The 18,029-nt window shown below is 74.2% G+C and carries 11 protein-coding genes; 4 read left to right on the top strand and 7 right to left on the bottom strand.

What is annotated here, in order from left to right; translation table 11 throughout:
• Positions 1-71: 71 nt before the first annotated feature.
• Together ACFYU0_RS24175 and ACFYU0_RS24170 are read right to left on the bottom strand one after the other, a co-directional pair.
• Positions 72-3,413: an ATP-dependent helicase gene (locus ACFYU0_RS24175; protein WP_389304077.1), complete on the bottom strand. Its 3,342-nt coding sequence runs from the start codon at positions 3,411-3,413 to the stop codon at positions 72-74.
• 275 nt (positions 3,414-3,688) lie between these two features.
• Complete coding sequence (locus tag ACFYU0_RS24170; RefSeq protein WP_351662513.1) at positions 3,689-4,075, bottom strand: MGMT family protein; 387 nt, start codon at positions 4,073-4,075, stop codon at positions 3,689-3,691.
• A gap of 186 nt (positions 4,076-4,261) precedes the next feature.
• Between ACFYU0_RS24170 and ACFYU0_RS24165 the strand changes: the two genes are divergently transcribed.
• The 4 genes from ACFYU0_RS24165 (at position 4,262) to ACFYU0_RS24150 (ending at position 11,374) form a co-directional block, all read left to right on the top strand.
• Positions 4,262-7,093 carry a YbhN family protein gene (locus ACFYU0_RS24165; protein WP_389304075.1) on the top strand — a complete coding sequence of 944 codons (2,832 nt, stop codon included), beginning with the start codon at positions 4,262-4,264 and terminating at the stop codon, positions 7,091-7,093.
• Between the two features lie 85 nt (positions 7,094-7,178).
• A complete protein-coding gene (locus tag ACFYU0_RS24160) occupies positions 7,179-8,723 on the top strand; it encodes an alpha/beta hydrolase (RefSeq protein ID WP_389304073.1) in 1,545 nt (514 codons plus the stop codon).
• Between the two features lie 133 nt (positions 8,724-8,856).
• The gene (locus ACFYU0_RS24155; protein WP_389304071.1) at positions 8,857-10,416 is read left to right on the top strand and encodes an alpha/beta hydrolase; all 1,560 of its coding nucleotides are present in this window, start codon (positions 8,857-8,859) and stop codon (positions 10,414-10,416) included.
• 445 nt (positions 10,417-10,861) lie between these two features.
• Positions 10,862-11,374: a lamin tail domain-containing protein gene (locus ACFYU0_RS24150; RefSeq protein WP_351662997.1), complete on the top strand. Its 513-nt coding sequence runs from the start codon at positions 10,862-10,864 to the stop codon at positions 11,372-11,374.
• A gap of 175 nt (positions 11,375-11,549) precedes the next feature.
• On the opposite strand, the gene moeZ is transcribed toward ACFYU0_RS24150, so the two are convergent.
• The 5 genes from moeZ to ACFYU0_RS24125 form a co-directional block, all read right to left on the bottom strand.
• Positions 11,550-12,728: an adenylyltransferase/sulfurtransferase MoeZ gene (gene moeZ, locus ACFYU0_RS24145; RefSeq protein ID WP_351662504.1), complete on the bottom strand. Its 1,179-nt coding sequence runs from the start codon at positions 12,726-12,728 to the stop codon at positions 11,550-11,552.
• 63 nt (positions 12,729-12,791) lie between these two features.
• The gene (locus ACFYU0_RS24140; RefSeq protein ID WP_389304069.1) at positions 12,792-13,541 is read right to left on the bottom strand and encodes a spherulation-specific family 4 protein; all 750 of its coding nucleotides are present in this window, start codon (positions 13,539-13,541) and stop codon (positions 12,792-12,794) included.
• On the bottom strand, positions 13,529-14,488 hold the full coding sequence (locus ACFYU0_RS24135; RefSeq protein WP_351662500.1) for an NAD-dependent epimerase/dehydratase: 960 nt from the start codon (positions 14,486-14,488) through the stop codon (positions 13,529-13,531). The genes ACFYU0_RS24140 and ACFYU0_RS24135 overlap by 13 nt, the downstream gene beginning before the upstream one ends.
• Positions 14,489-14,698: 210 nt before the next feature.
• On the bottom strand, positions 14,699-16,012 hold the full coding sequence (locus ACFYU0_RS24130) for a hypothetical protein (protein ID WP_389304136.1): 1,314 nt from the start codon (positions 16,010-16,012) through the stop codon (positions 14,699-14,701).
• A gap of 176 nt (positions 16,013-16,188) precedes the next feature.
• The gene (locus tag ACFYU0_RS24125; protein WP_389304067.1) at positions 16,189-17,916 is read right to left on the bottom strand and encodes a DUF3492 domain-containing protein; all 1,728 of its coding nucleotides are present in this window, start codon (positions 17,914-17,916) and stop codon (positions 16,189-16,191) included.
• Positions 17,917-18,029 lie beyond the last annotated feature (113 nt).

Below are 18,029 nucleotides of genomic sequence, written 5' to 3'. Positions count from 1 at the left end.
ACCGACTGTCCGGCCAGGAAGAACCGCAGGTCAGCGCGTGTGGTGCCGTGCGTCACGGTGCCTCGTGGGAGTCATTCGACCACGTGCCGGCCCTCCGGCCGGGCGCTGCACGAGGCACGGAACGCGCAGTGGGCGCAGTGCTGGCCGGTGGTGGGCGTGAAGCGTTCGTCGAGGACCTTCCCGGCGGCGGTGGCCAGCAGCTCGCCGACCCACTCCCCCGCCGGCGGCTCCTGGCTCTGCACCTTGGGCAGGGTCTCCCCGCCGTCGCGTCGGTTCGCGCCCTGCCGCAGGTGCACGAGTTCGGCGCCGCCCGCCTCGGGGCGCACGCCGTCGAAGGCGTCGTCGGCGGCGCCTTCGCGGACGGCGAGCTGGTAGACGGCGAGCTGCGGGTGGCGGGCCACCTCGGCGCCGCTGGGCGCCTGCTTGCCGGTCTTGAAGTCCACGACGTACGCGCGGCCCTCGCCGTCCGCCTCGACCCGGTCCATCTGGCCGCGGATGCGGACCTGGTAGTCGCCCGCTCCGAGGGTGACGTCGAAGTCCTGCTCGCTCGCCACCGGGGTGCGGCCGGTGCGGTCCAGCACATGCCAGTTCAGGAAGCGTTCCAGGGCCGCGCGCGCGTTGTCCTTCTCCTGGGCCGACTTCCAGGGCGCGTCGAAGGCGAGCGCGTTCCACACCGAGTCCAGGCGTTCCATCAGGACGTCGAGGTCGGCGGGGGTGCGGCCGGAGGCGACCTCGTCGGCGAGGACGTGGACGACGTTGCCGAAGCCCTGGGCGGCGGTGGCGGGCGCGTCGGCCTTCACCTCGCGGCCCAGGAACCACTGCAGGGCACAGGTGTTGGCGAGCTGGTCGAGGGCGCTGCCGGAGAGCACGACGGGCTGGTCGCGGTCGCGCAGCGGCACCTTGCTCTCGGTCGGCTCGAACATGCCCCACCAGCGGTCCGGGTGGGCGGACGGCACCAGGGGCCGGCCGTCCTCGTCGGCGAGGGCGGCGAGCCTCGCCAGGCGGTGTGCGGCCGCCTCCCGCAGCGCGGCGGAGGCGTCCGGGTCGACGGTGGTGGCGCGCAGCTCGGCGACGAGCGCGGCCACGGACAGCGGCCGCCGGGGGCGGCCGGTGACGTCCCGCGGTTCGACGCCCAGCTCGGTGAGGAAGCGGGAGGGCTGGTCGCCGTCGTCGGCCGGCGCCTTCACGGCGGTGACGACGAGACGTTCACGTGCGCGCGTGGCGGCCACGTAGAACAGGCGGCGTTCCTCGGCGAGGAGCGCGCCCGGGGTGAGCGGTTCGGCCAGTCCGTCGCGGCCGATGCGGTCGGCCTCCAGCAGGGAGCCGCGGCGGCGCAGATCGGGCCACAGCCCCTCCTGGACGCCCGCCACGACGACGAGCCGCCACTCCAGGCCCTTGGCGCGGTGCGCGGTCATCAGGCGGACGGCGTCGGGGCGTACGGCCCGGCGGGTGAGGGTGTCGGCGGCGATGTCCTGGGCCTCGATCTCCTCCAGGAAGTTCAGGGCGCCGCGGCCGCCGACGCGCTCCTCCGCGCGCGCGGCGGTGGCGAACAGCGCGCACACCGCGTCCAGGTCGCGGTCGGCGTTGCGGCCGGCCGCGCCACCGCGCCGGGCGGCGCGTTCCAGCCGGCCGGGCCAGGGCGTGCCCTGCCACAGGTCCCACAGCGCCTCCTCGGCCGTGCCGCCGGCGGCGAGGCGCTCGCGCGCCGTGCGGAGCAGCGCGCCCAGCCGCTGCGCACCGCGCGCGTAGGCCGGGTCGTGGGCGACGAGGCGCTCGGGTTCGGCGAGCGCCCGCGCGAGGAGTTCGTCGGAGGGCGCCGGCAGCGGGTTCCCGGCGGCCCGCTCCTCCTCGCGCAGGGCGCGCCCGAGGCGGCGCAGGTCGGCGGTGTCCATGCCGGCGAGCGGGGAGGCGAGCAGGGTGAGCGCGGTCTCGGCGTCGAGCCAGGAGGCGTCGCGCTTCTCGTCGTCCGCTTCCGCGCCGGAGGACGTGGCCTCGGCCTCCTCCGCGGGTCCCTGCCGCGACTCGGCCGTGGCCACCGTGCGCAGGGCGGTGAGCAGGGGTGCCACCGCGGGTTCGTGGCGCAGCGGCAGGTCGTCGCCGTCGATGTCCAGGGGGACGCCCGCCGCGGTGAGGGCCCGGCGGAGCGTCGGGATGCTCCGGGAGCCGGCGCGGACCAGGACGGCCATCTCGCGCCAGGGGACCCCGTCCTCCAGGTGGGCGCGGCGCAGGATGTCGGCGATGTTGTCGGTCTCCGCGCCGGGCGTCGGGTAGGTCTGCACCTCGACCCGGCCGCCGTCGCGCACGGCCTCGGGCTCCCGGTGTGCGCGCACCTTCTCGGCGGGCAGGCGGGTCAGCGGCATGCGCCGGGTGATCAGGCGGGTGGCTGCCAGCAGGGCGGCGCCGGAGCGGCGGGCGGTGCGCAGCACCTCGACGGGCGCGGGCCGGCCGTCCGTGCGCGGGAAGGCCGCCGGGAAGTCCAGGATGCCGTTCACGTCCGCGCCCCGGAACGTGTAGATCGACTGGTCGGGGTCGCCGAAGGCCACCAGGGTGCGGCCGCCGCCGGCCAGGGCGTGCAGGAGGCGCACCTGGGCCGGGTCGGTGTCCTGGTACTCGTCGACGTACACGGCGTCGTACTGGGCGGCGAGCCGGGCCGCGACCTCGGGGCGGCGGGCGAGCAGCACGGCGCGGTGGACGAGTTCGGCGTAGTCGATGACGCCCTGGAGGTCGAGGACGTCGAGGTACTCGGCGAGGAAGGCGGCGGCGGCGCGCCAGTCGGGGCGGCCGATGCGGCGGGCGAAGGCGTCCAGGGCGCCGGGGCTGAGGCCCAGCTCGCGGCTGCGGGCGAGGACGGCGCGGACCTCGTCGGCGAAGCCGCGGGTCGTCAGGCAGGCGCGCAGCTCGTCGGGCCAGCGCACGTGGTTCAGGCCGAGCCGCTCCAGGTCGGGCTGCCCGGCGAGCAGCCCGCGGACGGTGACGTCCTGCTCGGGTCCGGAGAGCAGGCGCAGCGGCTCCGCGAACAGACCGCTGTCCTGGTGGGCGCGGAGCAGGGCGTAGCAGTACGAGTGGAAGGTGGTCGCCCGGGGGGCGCGGGCCGCGCCGATGCGCTGGGCCATGCGGTCGCGGAGGTCGACGGCGGCCCTGCGGCTGAACGTCAGCACCAGGATGCGCTCGGGGTCGGCGCCGCGGGCGACGCGCGCGGCCACGGACTCCACCAGGGTGGTGGTCTTCCCGGTGCCGGGACCGGCGAGGACGAGCAGCGGGCCGGCGGCGTGGTCAACCACGGCGCGCTGGGCGGCGTCCAGTCGAGGGGGATCGATCGCGGCGGGCGGGTTACGGACCAGCCGGTAGGCGCCACGGTTCCCCTGCCGCACCGGAGGGTGCGGCAGACGGCTGGTGGTGGAGGAGGAGCTCACGTGGTTCGCCGGTCCTGGTGGTCGTGCTGGTGGGCGGGCGGTCACGCGTGCGAGGCGGTGGCCGCGGGGTGAGGGGGACGCGTGCAGCCGACGCTACGCCGCCGCATCGGGCGGAAGCAGGGCTTCCGCTTCTTCCCGTGCGACTCCCGGGCCCCTCGGAGCCCCGGTGTCACGCGTGTCCCTCGACCAACGAACGTACGTCATGCAACGAACGTCCCCGGTGTCCCTCGTACGGGCCACCGATTCCCCTCGGGGGCATCCGATGGCGGAAGCTGTCAGGTGTGACCGTCCGTGCCCGTGCCGCCGTCCCATCGCGCCCGTCTCATGTCGAGTCGCGGCAGGTGGCCCTCGGCGCTCCTGCCCGCCGCCTTGAGCGGGGTGCCCTCCGCCCGGTAGTGGGCGAGCGCGCCGATCTCGTGGCCGGGCAGCAGCACGCCGTCGGCGCGGACCACGCGCCACCACGGCACGCCGCCCCCGTAGAGGGACATCACCCGGCCGACCTGGCGCGGTCCCCCCTCCTCCAGCCACTCGGCGACGTCGCCGTACGTCATGACCCGCCCCGGCGGGATCTGGTCGGCGACCTCGAGGACCCGCTCCGCGTACTCGGGCAGCGCGTCCTCGCATCCGTCACGGGTGTCCTCGGCAGGGCTCCGCTCGCTCATTCGCCCCATCCTGCCGCACCCCACCGACAACGCGGCGCGGAAGGCCGGGCAGGGGCCCCTCGCCCTCGGGCGGCGCTTCCGGCAGACTGTCCGACCCCGCATCTGCACCCTGATGCCCGCGAGTGCCGGTGGGGCATGCCACCATCGTGCGGGCGGTGACCGGTGATACGAGACCAAGAAGAGACCATGAAGCAGCAGGGTGTGCACCCCGAAGGCGCGGCGGGCACCCCTGACGCGTCCGCGCGTCCCGACGCCGCCGCCTCCGCACCGGAGGGCACCGGCGCGACGGGCCGGGACGGCGGCGCCGCGACCGGCGAGGGGACGCGCGAGGACGCCACGCGCGCGCGTGAGGACGGCGCGGAGGCCGCCGAGGGGACGCTCCCCGGCGCCCCGCGGCCGGACGCGAGCGCCGGTGACGAGGCTCACCCGGAGGAGGTGGAAGGCGACGAACCGCTGCTTCCCGCGCGCGTGCACCGTCCCTCCGACCTCATGCGGCTGCTGGTGGGCGTGCTCGCCATCGTCGTGCTGCTCGCGGTCGCGGCGTTCGCGCACGGGACCACCTCGGGCCTCGAACAGGACATCAACAAGGGCACGGGGCAGGCCCCCGACCTGCTGATCAAGATCGCGGGGCTCGCCTCCAGCATCGCGATCCTGCTGGTGCCGGTCGCCTTCGCGATCGAACGGCTGATCAAACGGGACGGGCTGCGGATCGCCGACGGCGTGCTCGCGGCCGTCCTCGCGCACGGAGTGACCCTCGCCACGGACCTGTGGGTGGCCCGGGCCGCGCCCGGCTCCATCCAGGAGGCGCTCACCCAGCCCTCGCCGGGCGACATCCACGCCCTCACCGACCCGGTGCACGGCTATCTCGCACCCGTCATCGCCTACATGACGGCGGTGGGGATGTCCCGCAGACCCCGATGGCGCGCGGTGCTGTGGATCGTGCTGCTGCTCGACGCGTTCTCGATGCTCGTCACCGGCTACACGACGCCCTTCTCGATCATCCTGACCGTGCTGATCGGCTGGACCGTCGCCTACGGCACGCTGTACGCGGTCGGCTCGCCGAACGTCCGCCCCACCGGGCGGACGCTCATGGCGGGCCTCAGGCACGTCGGCTTCCACCCGGTCGCCGCGGCCCGCGAGGAGACCGCGGAGTCGGAGAACGGCGACCGCGGCCGGCGCTACTTCGTCACCCTGGAGGACGGCCGTCCGCTGGACGTCACGGTCGTCGACCGGGAGCAGCAGGCCCAGGGCTTCTTCTACCGGGCCTGGCGCAACCTGACCCTGCGGGGCTTCGCCACCCGCTCCAGCCTGCAGTCCCTGCGCCAGGCCCTGGAGCAGGAGGCGCTGCTGGCGTACGCGGCGATCGCGGCCGGCGCCAACGCGCCCAAGCTGATCGCCACCTCCGAGCTCGGTCCGGACGCGGTCATGCTCGTCTACGAGCACACCGGCGGGCGCACACTGGACTCGCTCGCGGACGAGGAGATCACCGACGAGCTGCTGCGCAACATCTGGCGTCAGGCGCAGGCGCTGCAGTCCCGGCGGATCGCGCACCGCAGGCTGGCCGGCGACGCGATTCTGGTGGATCGTTCCGGCAGGGTGATCCTCACCGAGCTGCGCGGCGGCGAGATCGCGGCCGGCGACCTGCTGCTGCGCATGGACGTCGCCCAGCTGATCACCACGCTCGGCCTGCGGGCGGGCGCCGAACGGGCGGTGGCCTCGGCCGTCGGCGTGCTCGGCCCGGACGCGGTCGCGGACTGCCTGCCGATGCTGCAGCCCATCGCCCTGACCCGCGCCACCCGCGCGACGCTGCGCCGCCTCGGCCGCGAGCGGGCCCAGCGCGAACGCGAGGCGGTGCTCGAGGCCTCCCGGCAGGCCAAGCTGGCCCGGGCGGAGGAGACCGCCTCCGCGACGGCCGGCCCCGCACCCGGAAAGCCCGACAAGAAGACGGTCCGGGCCGAGCAGCGGGCGGAGAAGCGGGCCATCGACGAGGCCCTGGACGAGGCCCGCGAGGAGGACCTGCTCACCCAGATCCGGCACGAGGTGCTGCGGATCAGGCCCCAGGCCCCCGTGGAGCCGGCCCGGCTGGAGCGGGTGCGGCCGCGCACGCTGATCAGCTTCATCGCCGGCGCGATCGGCGCGTACTACCTGCTGACGCAGCTCACCCACATCGAGTTCGGTCCGCTGGTCGCCAACGCCCAGTGGGGCTGGGTGCTGGCGGCGGTGCTCTTCTCCGCGCTCAGCTATGTGGCCGCCGCCATGGCGCTGCTCGGCTTCGTGCCGGAGCGGGTGCCGCTGCCGAGGACCGTGGGCGCCCAGGTCGCGGGATCGTTCGTGAAGATCGTGGCGCCGGCGGCGGTCGGCGGAGTGGCCCTCAACACGCGCTTCCTGCAGCGCGCCGGAGTGCGCCCGGGGCTCGCGGTCGCCAGCGTCGGCGCCTCGCAGCTGTTCGGCCTCGGCTGCCACATCCTGATGCTGCTGTCCTTCGGCTACCTGACGGGAACCGAGAAGACGCCCTCGCTGTCGCCGTCCCGGACGGTCATCGCCGGCCTGCTGACGGTGGCGGTGCTGGTGCTGGTGGTGACGTCGGTGCCGTTCCTGCGGAAGTTCGTCGTCACGCGCGTGAGGTCGCTGTTCGCCGGTGTCGTGCCGCGCATGCTCGACGTGCTCCAGCGGCCGCAGAAGCTCGTCACCGGCATCGGCGGCATGCTGCTGCTGACCGCCTGCTTCGTGATGTGCCTGGACGCCTCCATCCGCGCCTTCGGCGACGGCTCGACCTCGCTGAGCATCGCCAGCGTGGCCGTGGTCTTCCTCGCCGGCAACGCGCTCGGCTCCGCGGCGCCCACCCCGGGCGGCGTCGGCGCGGTCGAGGCGAGCCTCACGCTCGGCCTGATCGCCGTCGGCCTGCCCAAGGAGGTCGCCGCACCGGCCGTCCTGCTGTACCGGCTGCTCACGCTGTGGCTGCCGGTGCTGCCCGGCTGGCTCGCGTTCAACCAGCTCACCCGCAAGGGCGCCCTGTAGGCGCTCCCCGCGGGCCGGGGCCCGGCCGTCGCTCGTACGGCCCGTGCCCCGCGCGGCCCGGCCCGCACACGCGCACGATGGAAGCATGGCGAACCCCTCCAGGCTGCGTGCCGCTGCCCTGACCACCAGCGCCGTGCTGCTGGCCGCCCTGCTGGCCGGGTGCGGCGACGGTGCCGGGAACGGGGACCCGACGGCGCAGAAACTGGACTGGAAGGACTGCCCGGCCCCCTCGGCCGCGGAGGGCGGCGGCTCCTCACCGTCGCCGCTGCCGGACGGCACCCAGTGGCAGTGCGCCACGATGAAGGCCCCCGTGGACTGGAGCAGGCCCAAGGGCGACACCCTCGACATCGCGCTGATCCGGGCCAGGGCGAGCGGCGACCCCGGCAAGCGGATCGGCTCGCTGATCTTCAACTTCGGCGGCCCCGGCGGCAGCGGCGTCACCACGCTCCCCGCGTTCGGGCAGGACTACGCCACCCTCAACACCCGGTACGACCTGGTCAGCTTCGATCCGCGCGGAGTCGGCCGGAGCGGGCCCGTGGAGTGCGAGAGCGACGCCCAGCTCGACCAGTACTTCCAGCAGGACGCCACACCCGACGACAAGGCCGAGCAGAAGCAGCTCGTCGACCGCACCAGGGAGTTCAACGCGAACTGCGAGAAGCACTCCGGGAAGATGCTGCCGCACGTACGCACCACCGACGCGGCCCGCGACATGGACCTCATGCGCCAGGTGCTCGGCGACGACAAGCTGCACTACTTCGGCATCTCCTACGGCACCGAACTCGGCGGCGTCTACGCCCACCTGTTCCCCGGGCACGTCGGCCGCGCGGTCCTGGACGCGGTCGTCGACCCCACCAAGGACCCCGCGCAGAGCGCGCTCGGCCAGACCCAGGGGTTCCAGCTGGCGCTCGACAACTTCGCCGCGGACTGCACGTCGAAGACGGAGGAGTGTCCGGTCGGGGACACCCCGCAGGACGTCAAGGACCGCATCGCCAAGCTGCTCGCGGATCTGGAGAAGAAGCCGATCCCCGGCGCCTTCCCGAGGCAGCTCACCCAGACCGCCGCGACCAACGGCATCGCGCAGGCCCTCTACTCGAAGGACTTCTGGGAGTACCTCACCGAGGGGCTGCAGCAGGCCTACGAGGGCGACGGCAAGATCCTCATGCTGCTCTCCGACTCGATGAACGGGCGCAGCGAGAACGGCGAGTACAGCAACATCGCCGCGGCGAACATCGCCATCAACTGCGCCGACGAGAAGCAGCGCTACACCGCGGACGAGGTCCGGCAGCGGCTGCCGCAGTTCCGGGCCGCCTCGCCGCTGTTCGGGGACTATCTGGCCTGGGGCATGCTGAGCTGCACCGACTGGGCGGTGCCGGGCGCCGCCGACCATCCCGACGTCAGCGCACCGGGGGCGGCGCCGATCCTCGTCGTCGGCAACACCGGCGACCCGGCCACCCCCTACGAGGGCGCGCGGAAGATGGTGGACGCGCTCGGCAAGGGCGTCGGCGTCGAGCTGACGTACAAGGGCCAGGGGCACGGCGCGTACGACAGCAAGAACAAGTGCGTGCAGAGCGCGGTGAACGGATACCTGCTGGACGGGAAGGTGCCGAAGGCCGGCACGGTCTGCTCCTGAAGCACGGGTCGGCCATGGCAAATACGCAGGTCAGAGGCTTATCCACAGCCCGCAACGGGTTTGCGCCCCGCCGCCTACCATGACGTGAACGCCTGCCGCGGGACGACGCGGGGGGCCTGCGAGGGGGGTGCGCATGCTTCGGGTTCTGCGGTGGACGGCGGGGGTGGCCGCGGCGCTGCTGGTGGCCGGGTGCGGTGGCGGCGGCTCGGGCGGCGGCCCTGACGAGGCCAAGGGGACGAGCCCCGCCGGCCGGCCCGGCGAGGCTTCCGCGACGGCCGTGCCGTCCGCTGCGGATCCACCCTCGTCGCTCACCTCGCAGCGGCTCCAGTGGCGCCGGTGCGGGGCCGCCGAGGACTCCGCGGCACCCGGTGACGAGTGGCGGTGCTCCACGCTCAAGGCGCCGCTGGACTGGTCGAAGCCCGGTGGTGCGACGATCGGCCTCGCCCTCATCCGGGCCCGCGCGACCGGGGACCACCGGATCGGTTCCCTGGTGTTCAACTTCGGCGGCCCCGGCGGCTCGGGGGTGTCGACGATGCCGTACTACGGAGCCCTCGCCTCCGAGCTGCGCGAGCGCTACGACCTGGTGAGCTTCGATCCGCGCGGGGTCGGCGCCAGCGAGGGCGTGCGCTGCCGCGGCGACCGGGACACCGAGGCCGCCGAGGCGGTGGACGCCACGCCTGACGATCCCGCCGAGGAGAAGGCGTACTTCCAGGACGCCGCCGACTTCGGGAAGGGGTGCGAGCGGGCCGCGGGACGGCTGCTGGCGCACCTCTCGACCACCGACACCGCCCGTGACATGGATCTGCTGCGCCACGTGCTGGGCGACCGGACGATGCACTACTTCGGCATCTCCTACGGCACCGAACTCGGCGGCGTCTACGCCCACCTGTTCCCCCGGCGCGTGGGCCGGATGATCCTCGACGCGGTGGTGGACCCGACCGCGGACACGGTGGGCCACGCGAAGAACCAGGCGCGGGGCTTCCAGCGGGCGCTGGAGGACTATCTGAGGTCCACCGGCCAGGACCCGGAGCGGGGCACACGGAGGATCGCGGCGCTGCTGAAGAGCATCGACGCCAGACCCCTGCCGACCGCGTCCGGACGGAAGCTGACCCAGACGCTCGCCCTCACCGGCATCATCCTGCCGCTGTACAGCGAGGCCGGCTGGCCCAGGCTGACCGAGGCGCTGAAGTCGGCCGGGCAGGGCGACGGCTCGAGACTCCTCGCCCTCGCGGACCAGTACAACGAGCGGAGGTCATCCGGCCGTTACGGGACCAGGAGCCACGCCCAGCGCGCCATATCGTGCCTGGACGACAAGCAGCGGCCCACGCTCGCGCGGACCAAGAGACTGCTGCCCGAGTTCGAGCGGATATCGCCGGTCTTCGGGGACTACCTCGGCTGGGACACGGCCGGCTGGTGCCACGACTGGCCGGTCGCCGGGCAGTACGACACCCCGCGGGTGAGCGCGCCGGGCGCGGCGCCGATCCTGCTGGTCGGGAACACCGGGGACCCGGCGACCCCCTATGAGGGCGCCCGCAGGATGGCCGACGAGCTGGGCGAGGGCGTCGGCGTCGAACTCACCTGGAAGGGCGAGGGACACGGGGCGTACGGCAACGGCAGCGACTGCGTCGACTCGACGGTGAACGCCTATCTGCTCGACGGGACGGTGCCGCGGGACGGCAAGGTCTGCTCCTGACGCGGGCGGTGTCCTGAACAGGCGTTCCGGCACGGGACACGGCCGTGCCGTGGCGGACTAGTCCGATCGGTAGGGGGCGTTCCTGTTACTCACTTTCGGGTGACACCGGCTCACCCCGGCAGGACGCCTGGGCACTGCCGCGTGACGGACAAGCCAGTGCTGAAGCGGCTCTTTTCCTGACGAACGTTCAATTCGACGTGTTGGAGTCATACATGGACGATGCAGCAGAGAGTCACAGGAATATGTTGAAGCCGTAATGCCGCGCACATCTCCCCCACAAACCGGGCGCATGGCTTGCACAGTGTGAGTGCGCGGCCAGCCGGCCGCCGCTCGTACAACGCACCACCACTGGCCTGCGGCGTTCTCACGTGCGCAGATCCGTAAGGGGGGTGCCATGGACTCCTGTAGGGGGATCCTCGTGACCATTTCCGCATCCGTGCGCCGCATGACCGCCGTCGCCGCCGTGTCGGCCGCCGCCGTGGGAGCCGTGGCCCTGCCGGCCGCGGCCGCCGACCACTACCCCGGCCGGCACCACCGCGACGCGGTGTACATCAGCAGCGTGCGGTACGACGCCCCGGGACGCGACGACCGCTCCAGCCGCGCCCTGAACCGGGAGTGGGTCGACATCACCAACAACTCGCGCCGCCCGGTCAACCTCAGCGGCTGGACCCTCTCCGACCGGGACGGCCACACCTACACCTTCCACCACTACCGGCTGGACGGCCGCTCCACCGTCCGCGTCCACACCGGCTACGGCCACGACACCCGCCGCGACCTGTTCCAGGACCGCAACCGGTCCGTCTGGGACCGCTCGGACACGGCGACCCTGCGCAACGACCGCGGCCGCTTCGTCGACGACGCCTCGTGGGGCCGTGACCACCGCGACCGCGACCACCGTGACCGCGACCACCGCGGCGACCGCGACCACCGCGACGGTGACCACCGCACCCGCCGCTGACCGTCTCCCGCGAGCCGGTGAACGCTGACCCTCGTTCCCGCTGAACAGGTGGGCGCGGCACTCGCCCGGGAGAGTGCCACGCCCACCGCACACCCCGGAAAAACCCGAAGCCCACGGCTCTGAGCTGGTCAGAGCCGTGGGCTTCGTCAGGTCCGCCGGCAGGCGGGAGGGGTGGTCAGTACACCGGCTTGTCGGGCTCGATCTGGTTGACCCAGCCGATGACGCCGCCGCCGACGTGCACCGCGTCCGAGAAGCCCGCGGACTTCAGGACCGCGAGGACTTCCGCACTGCGGACACCCGTCTTGCAGTGCAGGACGATCTTCTTGTCCTGCGGAAGGCTCTCCAGGGCGGTGCCCATGAGGAACTCGTTCTTCGGGATCAGACGGGCGCCGGGGATGGAGACGATCTCGTATTCGTTCGGCTCGCGGACGTCGATGATGTCGATGCTCTCGCCGTCGTCGATCCACTCCTTGAGCTGCTTGGGAGTGATCGTGGAGTCGGCGGCCGCCGCTTGGGCCTCCTCGGACACGACGCCGCAGAAGGCCTCGTAGTCGATGAGCTCGGTGACGGTCGGGTTCTCGCCGCAGACCGCGCAGTCCGGGTCCTTGCGGACCTTGACCTGGCGGTACTGCATCTCCAGGGCGTCGTAGATCATCAGGCGGCCGACCAGCGGCTCACCGATGCCGGCGAGGAGCTTGATGGCCTCGTTGACCTGGATGGAGCCGATGGACGCGCACAGCACGCCCAGCACGCCGCCCTCGGCGCAGGAGGGGACCATGCCCGGGGGCGGGGGCTCCGGGTAGAGGCAGCGGTAGCAGGGGCCGTGCTCGGACCAGAAGACCGAGGCCTGGCCGTCGAAACGGTAGATCGAACCCCACACGTACGGCTTGTTCAGCAGCACGCACGCGTCGTTGACCAGGTAGCGGGTCGCGAAGTTGTCCGTGCCGTCGACGATCAGGTCGTACTGGCTGAAGATGTCCATCACGTTGTCGGCCTCGAGCCGCTCCTCGTGAAGGACCACGTTCACGTACGGGTTGATGCCCTTGACGCTGTCGCGGGCGGACTCGGCCTTGGAGCGGCCGATGTCGGCCTGGCTGTGGATGATCTGGCGCTGCAGGTTCGACTCGTCGACCTCGTCGAACTCCACGATGCCGAGCGTGCCGACGCCCGCGGCGGCCAGGTACATCAGCGCCGGCGAGCCCAGGCCGCCGGCGCCCACACAGAGCACCTTGGCGTTCTTCAGCCGCTTCTGCCCGTCCATCCCCACGTCGGGGATGATCAGGTGGCGGGAGTACCGGCGGACCTCGTCTACGGTGAGCTCAGAGGCTGGCTCGACCAGGGGTGGCAGCGACACGGGGACTCCGTTGGTCGGTCGATCACTACGGTTGTTCTCCCTGTAACACTGCCACGGCCTTCTTCATTCCGAGACACCTGTTCCGATCCGCGAGACGATCTCGTCCCAGTAGCCGGGCATCGTCTCCCAGGGGTCGGCCCGGCCGCCGCGGTCGGTGCGGTCGGTGAGGTAGATCGTGCCCGCGCCCTGCCAGCGGGCGATGCGCAGCGCCTCCTCCAGATGACCGCGCGGCACACCGTGCACGAAGTGGCAGAAGCGGTCGGGCGGGTAGTCGGCGGTCCACTCGGCGGCCTGCGAGAAGCGGTAGTCGGCCCAGGGGCCCGCGAACGTCACCAACTGGTCGGCGTTCTCCGCGTATCCCGGATGCGGGTGGCTGCCGTGGCCCAGGACGATGTGGGCGGAGTCACTGATCGCCCGCAGGGTGCCGATCGCCCGGCGGACCTCGGGCAGCCCACCGCGCGCGGTGGGACACCGGTCGAGCAGGAAGCCGTCGACGCGGTACCACTCGAGGTGGCGGTGCGCGTCGGAGAGCAGCTCGCCGAAGGGGCGCGCGCCGTGGGCGAGGTTCAGGTACCCGAGGACGCGCACGCCCCCGTTGCGCAGCCGGCCCGCGGCCTCCAGGCAGTGCGGGTCGGGACGGCTGCCGGGCCCGGAGGCGACGTTGAGCACCACCCAGTCCAACGGTGTGCCGGGGCGGGCGAGTGCGGCCCACTGGGCCGGGGCGACCAGCGGATGGGCGTAGCCGGGGACGCCGAGGCCGGTACGGACGCCGGTACCGGCGGTGCTCGCTGTGGTGCTGGTCAGATGCGGCATGCCGCCTCCATCCAGATGTCGGCCAGGGATTCCTCGAGGTTGATGCGGGGGCGCCAGCCGAGCCGGTCGCGGGCGGTGCGCACGTCGGCCTGCTGCCAGCTGCCGCAGCCGTCGGGATACGGGTAGGCGACCGGGGCCGCGTGCTCGGAGTCGGCGCGGGGGTGGCCGATGGGGCTGCGCAGCGGCCCGGGGGGCGCGTCGAGCTCGTGCAGGGCGCCGCCGTACCCGGCGACCCGGGCGAGGACGGCGGCGGCGTCGCGGAGGCGGACGGCGCGGCCGGAGCCGATGTTGATGACGCCCTGCGCGGCGGAGAGGGAGGCGGCGTGCACGGCGCGTGCGACGTCGCGGACGTCGATGAAGTCGCGCTGGACGCCGAGTCCGCCGAGCTTGAGTTCGCCGTCACCGGACTGCATGGCCCGGCGCATGGCCTCGGCGAGCCTGCCGAGCGGGGAGCCGGCCGGGGTCCCGGGTCCGGCGGGCGAGAAGACGCGGAGCACGACGGCGTCGAGTCCTGAGCCGAGGACCAGCTCCGTGGCGGCGAGCTTGCTGACGCCGTAGGGGCCGCCGGGGCGGGGCACGGCGTCCTCGGCCGTGGAGGAACCGGGCTGGCTGGGGCCGTACTCGGACCCGCAGCCGACCTGGACCAGCCGGGCCCCGCAACCGCTGCGGCGCAGCGCCTCGCAGACGGTGGCGACGGCGACGGTGTTGTGCCGGACGAGGTCGCGGGCGCCGCCCCTGGTGGCGCCGGCGCAGTTGACGACCACTCCGGGGTGGACCGCGTCCAGGAAGCGGGTGAGCGCCCCCGGGCTGCCCGAGGCGAGGTCGAACCGGACGTCGGCGTCGTCGCCGCGGCCGAGCGCGGTGAGCTGGACGGCCGGGTCGGCGAGCAGGCGGTCGGCGACGAAGCGGCCGATGTATCCGTTGGCTCCGATCAGCAGGACCCTCATCGGACGGCTCCCGGGGTGTGCGCTCCGGCGGCTCCCAAGGCTCCGGACGCTCCGGGCGTTCCGTGTCGGGAGGTGGTCATCTGGTCTTCTCCTTAGAAGGGGTGATGCGGTGGCCTGCGGTGGGGGGCCGGACGCCGTGGCCGGGGCCGGGTGCCGCCGCCCGCTCGGGGCGGGTGGCGGCGGACGCGGGCGGGGCAGGTGGCGGAAGGTTCACTCGGGTGCTCCCGCCGGGGCATGGGCCGAGGCCCTGGTGAGGGTGCGCAGCGCGTGGACCAGCAGGGCGAGCGCGGCCGCGCCGCACGCGAGCGCCGGCACGGCGCCCGGGCCCCAGGTGTCCACCACGGTCTGCACGGGCGTGGCGAGGAAGGCGCAGCCGGGGAGCCGGGCGGCCAGCAGCAGGGCGAGCGCGGTCGCCTCGGCGACCGCTGCCGCGCCGAGGGCGAGCACGGGGGCGTGTCGCCGGCGGTGCGCGACGAGCAGGCGGGCGAGCAGCAGGAGCGCGCCCAGGGCGAGACCCTGCGGGTAGGCCGCGCTCTCGTGCAGGACCGTGCCGCACAGGGCGAGCAGGCCGGTGAGGGCGCCGAGGAACAGGACGAGGACACCGGCCAGCAGGGGCCGGGCGGCGCTGGTGAAGTCCTCGAGTCCCCGGCTGCCGGCGAGCCTGCGGCGGGCGCCGGCGGCGAGGAGGTGGGCGCACCAGGCGGCCGGGGCGCAGGCCAGGGCGAGCGCCAGCACGGGGGCGGCGGTCATCGGCCAGGGGCCGTCGGGAGCGCCGGTGGGTGGTGCGTCGGGACCGCCGGCGACGACGGTCCGCAGGAGTCCGTCGCCGAGCAGCGCGTAGCCGAGCAGCCAGAGGGTCCACGCGCGCGTGCCGGCCGCCGTGCGCCATGGGACCGGGCCGGGCACCGCGGCGAGGGGGCCGCGGCGCAGGGCGGCGCGCGTCGCGGCGGCCAGGGCGAGCAGGCCGGCGGCGGTCACCGGCAACCGGGGCTCGCCGTGGACCAGGCGCAGTCCGGTCAGGGTGGCCGCGGCGAGCGCTCCTGGCAGGAGGGTGAGCAGGACCCAGCCGGTCCGGACGCGGGGTCCCCGTGCGGACGCGGGGCTCGGGACCGGTGCGCCGTCGCGCGGCACGCGCGCGTACAGCTCCTCGGCGAGCGAGAAGACGTCGCGGTGGCGGAACCGGGCGGCGGTCCGGTCGGTGACGCCGCGCGCCTCCAGTCCGGCGGCGATCTCCAGCGGGTCCACGGCCCGCTCGCACAGTTCACGGTGCCGGTGCAGCAGGCTCTTCACCGGGTCGGCGTTTCCGCGCCGGAACGGGGCCGTGCGGGTTCCGCCGGGCGCGGCGTCCGCGCCCTTCCGGGCCGGGGGTGCGGGCGTCGAACCGGCGCCGGCCGGGTCCGGGCGGCCCTCCGCGGCCGTTCCGGCGTGCGCCACGGCACCGGTGAGCACCTCACGCGACCGCTCGTCCCAGGCCGTGCCGCCGGCCGGCATCCCGGGGCGGTCCAGTTCGCCCAGCCGGTCCATGAAGTCCAGCGCGTCCGCGCCGTGCGTTTCGTTTCGACCGCCCGGCGCGTCCGCGCGGTCCGGCTCGTCGCCACCGCTCGGCGCGTCCGTGCCGTGCGACGCCCGCACGGCGTCCCTGGCGCCGTCGAGGCTCTCCGCCCAGCCGGGACCGCTCCGCGCGCCGCCTTCGGTGCCGCTCACAGCGCCCCCTCCGAAGCCGCTCCCCATGCCGCTCCCGAGGTCGCGCGGACCGGGTCGCCGGACGCCCGGGCGGACGCCTCCCGGGTGCGTCCCCGGGCCGTGGTGCCGGTCCAGTGGACGGGGACGTGGGTCTCGGCGGGGGCGGCGAACGGCAGCGGGTCGCCCGTCTCGTCGAGGGCGACCCGGCGCACCGGGCAGCGCGAGACGATCTCCAGGTAGATGCCGTTGAACGCCGCGATGTTCTGCTCGACCGTGAACAGTTCGAGTGCGCGGGCGCGGGCGGCGGCACCGAGGCGCTCACGGCGCTCGGGATCGCGCAGCAGCGTCACGCACGCCTCGGCGAGCGCCCGGGGGTTGCGCGGCGGTACGACGAGGCCGGTGCCGCCGATGACCTCCACCACCGCGCCGACGTCGGTGGACACCGTGACGCGGCCGCTGAACATGGCCTCCACCAGGGTGTTCGGGAAGCCCTCCACGACGCTGGAGAGGACGACGACGGCGGCGCCCGCGTACGCGTCGGGCAGGGTCGGCACCTCGGGTCCGCCGATCTCCTCGAAGGAGACCGGGTTGTCGCCGACCGCGTGCACGCCCTCCGCCTCGTCCGGGAAGAGCTGCGCGGCGAGCACCCGGCAGTGCCCGAGATAGGCCTCGCCCTCGGGGCCCGCCGGCGTGCCGACGATCCGCAGCCGGGCCTTCGGCTCCTCCCTGCGGACCTCGGCGAAGGCGTGCAGCAGCGACACGAGGTCCTTGGCCGGTTCGACGCGTCCCACCCAGCCGAGCGTGTACGGATCGGCGCGGTCCGGGGACTCGCCGGCCTCGGTGAAGCAGGAGGCGTCCATGCCGGGGTGCACGGTGCGGATCCGGGCCCGGTCGGCGCCGCACCGTTCCTGCCAGCGGCGGGCGTGCGCGTTGCCCGGGGTGAGGAGGGTGGCGCGCCGGTAGACCTCGGTGGCGAGCAGGCCGTGGAAGGCGGCGAGCAGGGCGCGTACGGCGGGGGCGGCGGTGTCCGGCCCGAGGGCCAGGTAGTGCGAGCGGAGCTGTACGCCGTACTCGGTGACCAGCAGGGGCACTCCGCACAGGTGCCGGGCGAGCAGTCCGGGCAGGGCGGCCGTGCCGCCGGCGGTGGCGTGGCAGAGGTCGGCGGCGCCGAGGCCGTCGTCGCCGTACCAGTCCAGGGAGAGGGGGCGCAGGGCGCGTTCGAGGTGGGCGGTGACCGTGAGCAGATCGGCCACGCGCGCCTCGCGCGCCGTGCGCGGCGCGCCGGGGGCGCGGCAGGCGCGCTCCAGGGTGCGCAGGGCGGTGTCGGAGCGGAGTGCGCCGACCAGTCCGCCCTCGTCGCGGGCGAGTTCGGCGAGGCCGTACAGCGCGTTGCCGAAACGGTCCGTCTGGGGGGCGGCCCCGGGTCCGGCGGCCGAGCCCGAGGCCGCGCCGGGTCCGCCGCTCAGGGCCTCGACCAGCTCGCCGTAGCACTCGGTGAAGCGCCGGCGCGCGCGCCTGCCGTGGGCGACGCCGTCGTCCTCGGCCTTCCACAGCGGAGCGGTACGCACCCGGCCGACCTGCGGCGGGAGCGGAGACCGGCCGGCGGCCTCCTGCTGCCGGCCGCGGCTGAGCGCGTAGACGTCGAACTCGTGCTGGGCGAGCCCGCGCACGAGCCGGTCGCACCAGAGCCCGGCGTCACCGCCCACATACGGGTAGCCACCCTCCGTAAGCAGTCCGATGCGCACGTGTGCACCCCCGATCTCCGCGAGTGGGAAGCCGCCTTCGTCCCGGCGGCTCGCAGCGGGACGAACGTATGCGGACAAGGCGGTGGCGCGATGGACGGTTGTCCATCGCGCCA

Origin of the sequence: Streptomyces sp. NPDC003720 (genome assembly GCF_042875075.1) — a bacterium.
Classification (GTDB): Bacteria; Actinomycetota; Actinomycetes; order Streptomycetales; family Streptomycetaceae; genus Streptomyces.
This window is presented reverse-complemented; position numbering and strand designations above follow the sequence as displayed.

Bases quoted from the DNA above. Each gene is read 5' to 3' on its own strand.
- ACFYU0_RS24170 (WP_351662513.1), bottom strand. From the start codon at position 4,075: ATGAGCGAGCGGAGCCCTGCCGAGGACACCCGTGACGGATGCGAGGAC.
- ACFYU0_RS24165 (WP_389304075.1), top strand. From the start codon at position 4,262: ATGAAGCAGCAGGGTGTGCACCCCGAAGGCGCGGCGGGCACCCCTGAC.
- ACFYU0_RS24160 (WP_389304073.1), top strand. From the start codon at position 7,179: ATGGCGAACCCCTCCAGGCTGCGTGCCGCTGCCCTGACCACCAGCGCC.
- ACFYU0_RS24155 (WP_389304071.1), top strand. From the start codon at position 8,857: ATGCTTCGGGTTCTGCGGTGGACGGCGGGGGTGGCCGCGGCGCTGCTG.
- ACFYU0_RS24150 (WP_351662997.1), top strand. From the start codon at position 10,862: ATGACCGCCGTCGCCGCCGTGTCGGCCGCCGCCGTGGGAGCCGTGGCC.
- ACFYU0_RS24140 (WP_389304069.1), bottom strand. From the start codon at position 13,541: ATGCCGCATCTGACCAGCACCACAGCGAGCACCGCCGGTACCGGCGTC.
- ACFYU0_RS24135 (WP_351662500.1), bottom strand. From the start codon at position 14,488: ATGAGGGTCCTGCTGATCGGAGCCAACGGATACATCGGCCGCTTCGTC.
- ACFYU0_RS24130 (WP_389304136.1), bottom strand. From the start codon at position 16,012: ATGGACCGGCTGGGCGAACTGGACCGCCCCGGGATGCCGGCCGGCGGC.